Source organism: Staphylococcus agnetis, from assembly GCF_002901865.1.
GTDB lineage: Bacteria > Bacillota > Bacilli > Staphylococcales > Staphylococcaceae > Staphylococcus > Staphylococcus agnetis.
In genome coordinates this window covers 1-10,527 of record NZ_PPQF01000062.1, presented here as the reverse complement: position 1 = coordinate 10,527, position 10,527 = coordinate 1, and the positions used below count along the sequence as shown (strand labels likewise).

Annotated in this window: 8 protein-coding genes, 6 tRNA genes and 1 rRNA gene; 1 reads left to right on the top strand and 14 read right to left on the bottom strand. The window is 36.3% G+C overall.

Annotated elements, in window-relative coordinates; translation table 11 throughout:
* Positions 1 to 77 precede the first annotated feature (77 nt).
* Positions 78 to 965, top strand: coding sequence for a hypothetical protein (locus tag CD172_RS09600; protein WP_103346214.1), 888 nt, complete (start codon positions 78 to 80; stop codon positions 963 to 965).
* A 75-nt stretch (positions 966 to 1,040) separates the two neighbouring features.
* Here CD172_RS09600 and CD172_RS09595 read toward each other — a convergent pair whose 3' ends face one another.
* The 14 genes from CD172_RS09595 to rrf form a co-directional block, all read right to left on the bottom strand.
* Positions 1,041 to 1,892: an HAD family hydrolase gene (locus CD172_RS09595; protein ID WP_103346213.1), complete on the bottom strand. Its 852-nt coding sequence runs from the start codon at positions 1,890 to 1,892 to the stop codon at positions 1,041 to 1,043.
* A gap of 79 nt (positions 1,893 to 1,971) precedes the next feature.
* The gene (locus CD172_RS09590) at positions 1,972 to 2,751 is read right to left on the bottom strand and encodes an ABC transporter ATP-binding protein (protein ID WP_103346212.1); all 780 of its coding nucleotides are present in this window, start codon (positions 2,749 to 2,751) and stop codon (positions 1,972 to 1,974) included.
* A 104-nt stretch (positions 2,752 to 2,855) separates the two neighbouring features.
* Positions 2,856 to 4,658, bottom strand: coding sequence for a glutamine--fructose-6-phosphate transaminase (isomerizing) (gene glmS / locus CD172_RS09585; protein ID WP_103346211.1), 1,803 nt, complete (start codon positions 4,656 to 4,658; stop codon positions 2,856 to 2,858).
* A gap of 534 nt (positions 4,659 to 5,192) precedes the next feature.
* A complete protein-coding gene (gene glmM / locus CD172_RS09580; protein WP_060551570.1) occupies positions 5,193 to 6,542 on the bottom strand; it encodes a phosphoglucosamine mutase in 1,350 nt (449 codons plus the stop codon).
* A gap of 26 nt (positions 6,543 to 6,568) precedes the next feature.
* Entirely contained in the window at positions 6,569 to 7,501 is a 933-nt protein-coding gene (locus CD172_RS09575) for a CdaR family protein (protein WP_103346210.1), read from the bottom strand.
* Entirely contained in the window at positions 7,502 to 8,308 is an 807-nt protein-coding gene (cdaA, locus tag CD172_RS09570) for a diadenylate cyclase CdaA (protein ID WP_037568037.1), read from the bottom strand. It lies immediately after the preceding gene.
* Positions 8,309 to 8,471: 163 nt separating this feature from the next.
* On the bottom strand, positions 8,472 to 9,377 hold the full coding sequence (rocF, locus tag CD172_RS09565; RefSeq protein ID WP_103346209.1) for an arginase: 906 nt from the start codon (positions 9,375 to 9,377) through the stop codon (positions 8,472 to 8,474).
* Between the two features lie 396 nt (positions 9,378 to 9,773).
* A tRNA-Lys gene (locus CD172_RS09560) sits at positions 9,774 to 9,846 on the bottom strand.
* A gap of 3 nt (positions 9,847 to 9,849) precedes the next feature.
* A tRNA-Gln gene (locus CD172_RS09555) sits at positions 9,850 to 9,924 on the bottom strand.
* A 4-nt stretch (positions 9,925 to 9,928) separates the two neighbouring features.
* Positions 9,929 to 10,012 (bottom strand) — tRNA-Tyr (locus tag CD172_RS09550).
* A 19-nt stretch (positions 10,013 to 10,031) separates the two neighbouring features.
* A tRNA-Val gene (locus tag CD172_RS09545) sits at positions 10,032 to 10,107 on the bottom strand.
* Between the two features lie 9 nt (positions 10,108 to 10,116).
* Positions 10,117 to 10,188 (bottom strand) — tRNA-Glu (locus tag CD172_RS09540).
* Position 10,189: 1 nt separating this feature from the next.
* Positions 10,190 to 10,264: transfer RNA gene (locus tag CD172_RS09535), tRNA-Asn, on the bottom strand.
* Between the two features lie 10 nt (positions 10,265 to 10,274).
* Positions 10,275 to 10,389 (bottom strand): 5S ribosomal RNA (rrf, locus tag CD172_RS09530).
* Between the last annotated feature and the right edge of the window lie 138 nt (positions 10,390 to 10,527).

The following is a 10,527-nucleotide window of genomic DNA, read 5'->3' as shown; positions in this document are numbered from 1 at the left end:
AAACTATACATACCGTATTGATTTTCAAAATCAATATATTTTGATATTGTGTAAAGTATTGAAAGGAGTGCTATACGTTGTTTACATTCACAAAAAAATTCTGGCACAATTCTAAATCTCAAAGAGGAACACTTTTATTAGCTAATTTTGTAAACTTTATTATACTTGCATTAATTGCATCTTTGATAGTGGTCCCATTTTTAGTTTTATTGCAAAGCTTCTATATGTCCGCAATGATGGGTCAAATAGATATTAATAGTATCATTTTTCTTGTTATCGCATTCATAGTACTTGGAAGCTTACTCTTCATCTTTTTAATGTATCCACTTTTAACTGGGTCAATCCGTACCTTTTACAACGTTTTACAATCAGAAAAACGCCTTAAAATCACGGATATTTTTAAAACATTCACTGGTGGAAGATGGTTAAAAGCTGTTATAATAGGAGTTTTTGTACTTTTAACCATTTTCCTAATCATTGTGGCAAATGGTTTATTTGAACAGTTGTTAAATATAATCACTGAAAAGATTATATCTACACTTGATATATCTGACCCTAATTTTACGTTAATTATGATTGTTAAATTAATTATTTCACTTCTTTTAAGTATTGTACCTTTGTTTGGATTTATCTTCATCATTAATATGACGACTGCTTTTGTTGAAGACCCTCAACGCAAAATTGGTGAAATTATTAAATTAGGTTGGAAGACTATTTTAAATAAGCAAAAGACATTTCTTAAATTCTTTATCGGAATTATAATCATTAATTTACTGGTATTACTTTTATCTATCCCTACACAAATCTTACAACGCTTTTTAATTGAACAATTATCATATGACATGATTCAATTCGTAAAAGGCGTTATTTCAATCATTTTTGCTTTAATACGCTTCATATTCTACTTTGTCATTGCAGGTACTGCAGTCCAATATTTTATGAATTTTGGTAAAAAAGAAGCATAAACTAAATGTAACAGCCTTCAATATTCAGATCATATGAATATTGAAGGCTTATTTAATGATGATTCGTCTATTCAATTATAATAAATATTTTTCTAGAAACAATGCGGCGCCATCCTCATTGTTATCAAATTCTGTTTCATATTGTGTCAGGGATTTAATGTGAGGTTTCGCATTCTTCATTGCTACAGTATAAGCTCCCACTTCAAACATTGTACGATCATTATCACTATCTCCCATTACCAACGTATGCCCAATGTCGATATTGTAATGCTCACACATTTCTTTAATTCCCGTACCCTTATTAATGCCATATTTCATCGTCTCAACATTATTATGTGTCGAATTCGATACTTCTATTTTAAGCCTATCTTGTTGTTGATACATTTCGTTTCTAAACGCTTCAATCGTTTGAAGCTCGGGATGAAAAAGATAAATTTTCGAGTATGCTAATCCTTGTGGTATCTCATGCCTCCATGTTAACTTGCCTTTTATGGCTTCATGACGTGACAACCATTCACTTTCCGCAACTTGCTGTGGCTTTTCACCTTGAACCATGTTTAACATCCAAGTCTGATCTTCAGTAAGCGCAAAACGTGGTTCATTAAATGGAAACACTTCATAATAAATTCCAGCTTTCTTAGCGACATCTACAATAGATTTAACTGCCGCTTCACTCAAATCATGTTCAAATAACACTTTGTCATTGATATGTCCAAGTGTGCCATTAGATGAAATAATACCATCAAATTTTAAGCCTTCAGGTATTAACATATGAATTTCTTCATACGCACGTCCCGTGGCTAGAAACACACGATACCCCGCTCCCCGAAGTTTTGAAATCACGTCAGCAGTAGTTTTACTAGCACGATTATTTTCATGTAAAAGCGTGCCATCCATGTCTAAAAATATAGCTTTAACCTTTTTCATACATACTTTCCTTTCAATCCGATGTTATCTATATTGTGTCATGTTTAGTTAAACGAATCAATGTTATCCATCCAAAACATTATAAACGTACAATTTGATAACGTTGATGGTGATGATATACTTTCACCGGCATATTGAATAGTTTTGAAAGGTGATGGCCATTTATGACATCATCAATGTCACCTTTAGCATGGATTTCACCTTCTTTTAACAATAACGCATGTGAAACATTTGAAGATATTTCTTCAATAAAATGTGTGACATAAATCATTGCTGTTTCTGGATAATGGTAAAACATACGCTTTAATGTATCTATAAATTGTTCACGCCCAACAAAATCAAGCCCATTTGTAGGTTCATCTAACACTAAAACTTTGGGCTGGTTAATGATTGCGCGCGCCAACAACACACGTTGTTGTTCACCTGAGGAAAGTTTCCCAAGTGGTTGTGTTTCAAACTCTGAAATATTAAGTTGTTCTAAGAGACGTTTCGCTATAGTCATTTGATCTTGAGTTGGTGTAAAGTATAAACCTATTGTTTGTGGTATACCACTAAGAACCACATCCCGTACGAGCTCATTAGGGTCAAATTTTGCCGAAAGTTCACAAGAAATATAGCCCATTTGTGTTCTAATCTCATGTGCCGAATAACCATCTTCACCTGGCTGATGTCCGAAAAGGTTGACATTCCCACTCGATGCAAATTCATACGCGTTAATAATGTTAAGCAATGTTGTTTTACCTGCACCATTCAGTCCATAAACGAGCCAATGCTCACCACGATTCACTTGCCAGTCAATGTGTTTTAAAATCTCTCGACCTTCTATTTTTTTCGAAACTTGATTTAATGAAATTAACATTGGCATCACACCTTATTTAACATATTACACTCATCGTACCAAAATCCATGGCATTTTGCATATAAAAAAGACGGCTGAACGCCGTCTTCATGGGTTAAAGCGTATTATTCAACTGTAACTGATTTTGCTAAATTACGTGGTTTATCCACATCTAAATCACGGTGTAATGCCGCATAATAAGAAATAAGTTGTAACGTTACAACAGATACTAACGGTGTAAGTAAGTCATGTACACGAGGGATGACATACGTATCCCCTTCTTTTTCAAGGCCTTCCATTGAAATAATACATGGATGTGCACCACGTGCTACAACCTCTTTTACATTACCACGAATAGATAGGTTAACACCTTCTTGCGTAGCTAATGCGATAACTGGTGTACCATCTTCAATTAACGCAATCGTTCCATGTTTTAATTCCCCACCTGCAAATCCTTCTGCTTGAATGTAAGAAATTTCTTTTAATTTTAATGCACCTTCAAGACTTACATTGTAGTCAACTGTACGACCAATGAAGAATGCATTGCGCGTTGTTTCTAAGAAATCTGTCGCAATTTGCTCCATTTTAGGTGCGTCATCTACGATAGTTTCAATAGCTGTAGTCACTTTCGCTAGTTCGCGTAATAAATCAATATCCGCTTCACGACCATGTTCTTTCGCAACAACTTGAGAAAGAATAGATAATACAGCGATTTGAGCCGTATACGCTTTTGTTGAGGCAACCGCAATCTCTGGACCAGCATGTAATAATAACGTGTGGTCAGCTTCGCGAGATAATGTTGAACCTGCAACATTCGTAATCGTTAATGATTTATACCCAAGTTTCGTCGTTTCTACTAAAACTGCGCGACTATCTGCTGTTTCTCCAGATTGTGAGATATAAATAAATAATGGATTCTCTGATAGTAAAGGCATATTATAAACAAATTCTGATGAAACATGAACTTCTGTAGGTACGCCTGCCCATTTTTCAATAAACTCTTTACCTACTAAACCTGCGTGATAACTTGTACCAGCCGCAATAATATAAATTCTGTCCGCAGCTTGGACATCTTTAATGATTTTCGGGTCAATTTTCAAGTTACCTTGCTCATCTTGATACTCTTGGATAATACGACGCATTACAGCTGGTTGCTCATGAATTTCTTTCAACATGTAATGGCTGTATACACCTTTTTCAGCATCTGAGGCATCAATTTCAGCAGTATAGCTCTCACGTTCGATTTTATTACCATCTAAATCTTTAATTACAACATGATTACGTTGTACAAGTACGATTTCTTGGTCTTTTAATTCTTTATATTCACTAGTGACTTGAATCATCGCCAAAGCGTCTGAAGCAATGACATTAAAATCATTACCAATACCAACAAGTAAAGGTGATTTGTTTTTAGCCACATAAATTGTGTCAGCATCTTCACTATCTAATAAGCCCAGTGCGTATGATCCGTGTAATAAACTAATTACTTTCGTAAATGCATCTTCAGTTGATAAACCTTCATTAGAAAAATGCTCAACAAGCTGAACAATGACTTCAGTATCTGTATCTGATTTTAAATCAACATTAGGAATGTATTGTTGTTTTAACTCTTCATAATTCTCAATAACACCATTATGAACAAGTGTAAAACGTTCACTTGAAGACTGGTGTGGATGTGAATTTTCATAGCTAGGCACACCGTGTGTCGCCCAACGTGTATGACCAATACCTGTTACTCCGTCACCAGCTTTTTCAGCTTCTTTACGTAATTCTGCGATACGACCTTGTGCTTTCGTTACCGTCACACCTTCGCTATCACGTGTTGCGATACCTGCTGAGTCGTAACCACGATATTCTAATTTTTCAAGTCCTCGTAATAAAATTTCTTTCGCATTTTGCGATCCAATATAACCTACAATTCCGCACATAATTATTTTCCTCCACATTGAAATAACGGTGCTTAGACATATCAATGGTTAAGGTCATCATTCTGCTTTAATGATGAGACTTAATCATTAAATAAAAGCATCGTTTTTCTATTACTATTTTTAAAGCATGTAATTGGCGATCTTATTAACTTTGTCCGAAAAGTCACCTTTTCGATTTAATTAATAAGCTAACGAATGAGCCACATCCGGGATAGCATCCGCCGAACTAATTCGATCACTATCCTCCTCGTCTACAAGTCAGTCATTAACCGCAATTACCTTCTGTTATTAAGATATTGCGTTTCGTTAAATCATTAACTTGTGCTGGCGCTTTTATTGTTGTACCCTCTATCCTCCTTCCTAAACAATATAACTTATTTTACACTTTAATCTTGATGCAATGCAAATAATTGTTGGTCTACTTTTAAAATTCCTTTAAGAAATAATTAAGTGTCAATCCTAATAAATGATTTGGTAAATAAATGTACATTTTAAATAAAACCAGTGAACAAGGTCATGTTCACTGGTTTTATGTTATAATCCCATTTTCGCTTCAACTACATCGGCAATCGTCTTAGCAAAACGTTCGGCATCTTCATCTGTTTTAGCTTCAACCATTACGCGAACAAGTGGTTCTGTACCAGAAGGACGCACTAAAATACGACCTTCACCATTCATTTCACTTTCAACCTCTTGCATGACTGCTTTAACATCGGCATTTTGCTCAACACCATGTTTATCAGAAACACGCACGTTGACGAGTGATTGTGGATATTTTTTCATTTGTGCTGCAAGTTCACTTAAAGATTTACCTGAACGTTTCACAACTGCAGCTAATTGTATCCCCGTTAAAAGACCGTCACCAGTCGTGTTGTAATCCATCATTACGATATGACCAGACTGTTCTCCGCCTAGATTATAATTACCACGACGCATTTCCTCAACAACGTAACGGTCGCCAACTTTTGTCTTATTAGAGGCAATGCCTTCATTTTCTAAAGCTTTGTAAAAGCCTAAGTTACTCATTACTGTAGAAACAATCATGTTATCATTTAATTCATGATTTTTGGCCATTTCTTGACCAATTATAAACATGATTTGATCACCGTCAACAATGTTACCATATTCATCAACCGCAATTAAACGGTCCCCATCACCATCAAATGCTAAACCAAAGTCTGCTTCAGTCTCACGCACTTTTTCAGCTAAAGCTTCAGGATGTGTGGAACCTACACCATCGTTAATATTATAGCCATCTGGGTTACAACCCATCGTAACAGTGTCTGCTTCTAAATCACCAAATAGAAATGGTGCTAATGAAGCCGTAGAACCATGTGCACCATCGAGTGCAATCTTAAGACCTTCTAGGTTCACATCTACAGTAGACTTTAAATAGCTTAAATACTTTTGTGCTCCTTCAAAATAATCTGAAGTATGCACGATTTGATTCCCTGTAGGTCTTGGTAAATCAGGGTGATCTTGATCTAAAAGTGATTCTATTTCATTTTCTTGATCATCCGATAATTTAAATCCGTCGGAGCCAAAAAATTTAATCCCATTATCTGCAACTGGATTATGAGATGCAGAAATCATAACACCTAATTCTGCTCCCATTTCTCTTGTTAAATAGGCTACACCTGGTGTCGAAATGACACCTAAGCGCATAACTTCAGCGCCTATTGATACGAGACCTGCAATTAATGCATTTTCAAGCATTTCGCCTGATACACGTGTATCTTTACCAACAAGTACACGTGGATGGTCTTTATGTTGATTATGCGCTAAAACATAACCTCCATATCGTCCTAATTTAAATGCAAGTTCTGGAGTTAACTCTTGGTTGGCAACACCTCTTACACCGTCTGTACCAAAGTATTTACCCATATTTCATTTCTCCTTTTATCTCATCGTTAATTTACTTTAATATTCGCTTCCACCGTAGAAGGTTTTGCATGTGTTACACCAGGTGGTAAGTCTAGTTTAACTTCCCTATTTGTCGTTTCTGAAACACCATTAACGTCCACATGTGCAGTGATATCTTCAATGTCTTCGAGGTCTTTACGATTGCCATATATTTCTATGGTATCTTTATTGAGACTCACATCAGAAATCGTTGTACCGTCTTGTTGATTTCCTTTTCGTATAACTTTAACTTTTACTTTTTTATGATAGGGTTCCACATCGACCGTCAAATCTACTGAAGAAGGCACAATCTGAACATCTAATTTATTCATATTTTTATCAAATACAGCTACTTTTGCTTGAGCAGTTGTTTTTTCAGAGATGCCACTATCATTGGTGTAACTTGCTTTTGCAAAAGCGATTCTATCAAGTTGTTCTTTACCACCCACAACTTTAACAGTTCTAGGTGACACCGATTCATCTTTAATTTTATAATTCGGATCCACAGCATATGGACTTGTGTTAGGTTCAACTGTGATCATTCTACTTTCTTTCTTTTCAATTGAAAGCGATGCTTCTTTCGGATAGACACGATAATTGATATCTTTATCTAAACCGCGCACTTGAAAGTCAACCGAATGTTCACCTGGACTCGCATCTGAAACATCTAATGTCACTTTATAATCCTCAATTTTTTGGGCTTGCAAAATTTTAGACTGTGGCCCACTCAATTCAACATCTACACTGTCCGGAGCCCCTGATACGTATAAATTTTTATTATTATTAATGACTTCAACAGGTACATTTTTTATCGTTTTATTACCATCATTCGAAATACGATCTGTACTAAAAGATTCACCAAACACATTATTCACAGAAAGAAAAAGCAATAGCGCGAGGATAAATGCAAAAAAACGTAGTCCCCATTTAGATTCAAACATTTAATTCACGCCCTTCTTCGTAAAATGTGATCCAAACCAATGTTCAGTTAAAAGTTCCTCAAAAGCTTCAATAGAGATATCTTTACGTAATTTCCCATCAAATGTGACAGAGATTGATCCTGTTTCTTCAGATACGATTACTGTAAAAGCATCTGAAACTTCAGAAATACCTACCGCAGCACGATGTCTAGTTCCTAAACTTTTCGCAATTTTAGGACTATCTGATAAAGGTAAATAACTTGCTGCTGTCGCAATTTTATCTCCTTGAATAATCATCGCACCATCATGTAACGGTGTATTAGGAATAAACACGTTAATCAATAACTCTTGTGAAATATCTGAGTGCATCGGAATACCTGTTTCTATGTAATCTTGTAATCCGGTCTCTTTTTCAAAAACAATTAAAGCGCCAATACGTCGTTTTGCCATGTATTGAACAGATTTAGAAACTGATTCAACAAGCTTAGGCACTTCTACTGAAGATGTCATCGCATAACGTTTGAACAAACTCCCTCTTCCAAGTTGTTCTAACGCACGTCTAATCTCAGGTTGAAAAATAACAATAATTGCAAGGAACCCCCATTGCATGACTAAATCAAATAGTCTTGAAGTCGTCGTTAACTGTAAATATTCACTGATACCTTTACCTACTAATATAAATAAAATTCCCTTTAACAACTGAATTGCTTTCGTTCCTTTAAAAACAGTGATAAGTAGATAAATGACATACCATACAATTAATAAATCTAGAATACCAGTGATGACCTCAAGCGTACTTAAGTTTTGAAAGAGGTTAGAAATTTGCATAGCATCTCCTCCGGTAATCTATTCCCATATCCCATATTATACCAAGCAAACTAGCCACTGTCATATACCAATATTATGTTCCATCAAATTTCTATATAAAAATCATGAGGGGTTAACCTTGTTAGCTTAACCCCTCATGATTCCAATTCACCTTTTTATATGTCTATAGCAAACTCTCTCCAAAGAACGAGCCTAATAAAGCGACGGCTTGTTCTGCCGTTTTATTACCTACATCTAGTAAAGGATTTACTTCGACAAGATCCATTGAAGTAATAAGACCTGATTTTTGTAGTTGTTCTAGTGCAAAGTGACTTTCTCTATACGTAAGACCGCCTAACACTTTTGTCCCAGTACCTGGCGTTTCCTCTGGGTCTAATGCATCAACATCTAAAGATAAATGCACGCCATCAGTACGATCTTTTAAATAATCAATCGTTTCACTAATGACCTTTTTGATTCCCATTTCATCAACTTCTGCCATCGTGTACGTTTTTATTTGATGTTTTTTAATATACTCACGTTCGCCAAAGTCTAAATCACGCATTCCAATTAATACAATATTTTCAGGTTTTACTTTAGGTGCAAATCCTCCAAGTTGCACTAATGCCTCTTCTCCTTCTCCTGCTAATACACGAAGTGGCATACCATGGACATTACCAGAAGGTGACTCCTCAGGAAGGTTTAAATCACCATGTGCATCATACCAAATAATACCTAATTCTTTATAATGTTCACTGACTCCAGAAATTGAACCAATTGCTAATGAATGGTCACCACCAAGAATAACTGGAAAATGATTATTTTCAATACTCTCAGAGACTTTATTCTTTAGAGTTTCTGAGAACGTCAAGATCTCATCATAATTTTGTAAACCCTGTTGTTTTGAATGAAACTTCTCTAAGTCTACTTGTGGTGTTTCAACATTACCGCTATCAATGACAGTATGACCAATACGTTTTAACCGCGCAACGGCACCTGCATATCGAATCGCATCAGGACCGAAATTGACACCTAGTTTTTTTTGACCAAATGTCGTAGGTGCACCAATAATTTCTATCGTTTTATTCATATGAATGACCCCTTCGAATTATTGATTGTATCACATCATCCCCTATGTCGATGCATACAACCTTATGCTCATCATAAAGCTTCATATATGCTTAATCAAGCGCCAGTATAGGAATTATAAGGTCCTTCTATTTATTGATATTAAGTAAAATGAATGATTATCGATACATTTACTTAACATACTATGATTTATGCATAAAAATGCGTCTTTTTATACATATCACTTTTTTATTAAATAATAAATAATAGTAGTTATCATGATTGGAGTTCGTGCACAATGCACTCACTATAGTAGATTGCAGTTGACTACATTAAAAAACGGTCAGCGAGACTCATCACTAACCGTTAAAACAATATAGAATAAAAAAAGACCTTATCCAAAGATAAGGTCAGTAAGTGAGCCATAGAGGATTCGAACCTCTGACCCTCTGATTAAAAGTCAGATGCTCTACCAACTGAGCTAATGGCTCTTATGGCTGGGCTAGCTGGATTCGAACCAGCGAGTGACGGAGTCAAAGTCCGTTGCCTTACCGCTTGGCTATAGCCCATTAATGGTGGAGGGGGGCAGATTCGAACTGCCGAACCCGAAGGAGCGGATTTACAGTCCGCCGCGTTTAGCCACTTCGCTACCCCTCCAGATATGCTTTTCATAAAATGGTGGAGAATGACGGGTTCGAACCGCCGACCCTCTGCTTGTAAGGCAGATGCTCTCCCAGCTGAGCTAATTCTCCATCTATGAATGACCCCTACGGGACTCGAACCCGTGTTACCGCCGTGAAAGGGCGGTGTCTTAACCGCTTGACCAAGGGGCCATGGCTCCACAGGTAGGACTCGAACCTACGACCGATCGGTTAACAGCCGATAGCTCTACCACTGAGCTACTGTGGATTAATCTTATGCTTGGCAACGTCCTACTCTCGCGGAACGTAAGTCCGACTACCATCGGCGCTAAAGAGCTTAACTTCTGTGTTCGGCATGGGAACAGGTGTGGCCTCTTTGCTATTGTCACCAAACAATGTTTTACTTCGTGGCATACGTTCGCATTCGAACATGTCACTTCGTAAAATGAATGATTATACATTCAAAACTAGATAGTAAGTATTGTTTCACAAGCATCACCTTATGAACTAAATTGATTAAGTCTTCGATCG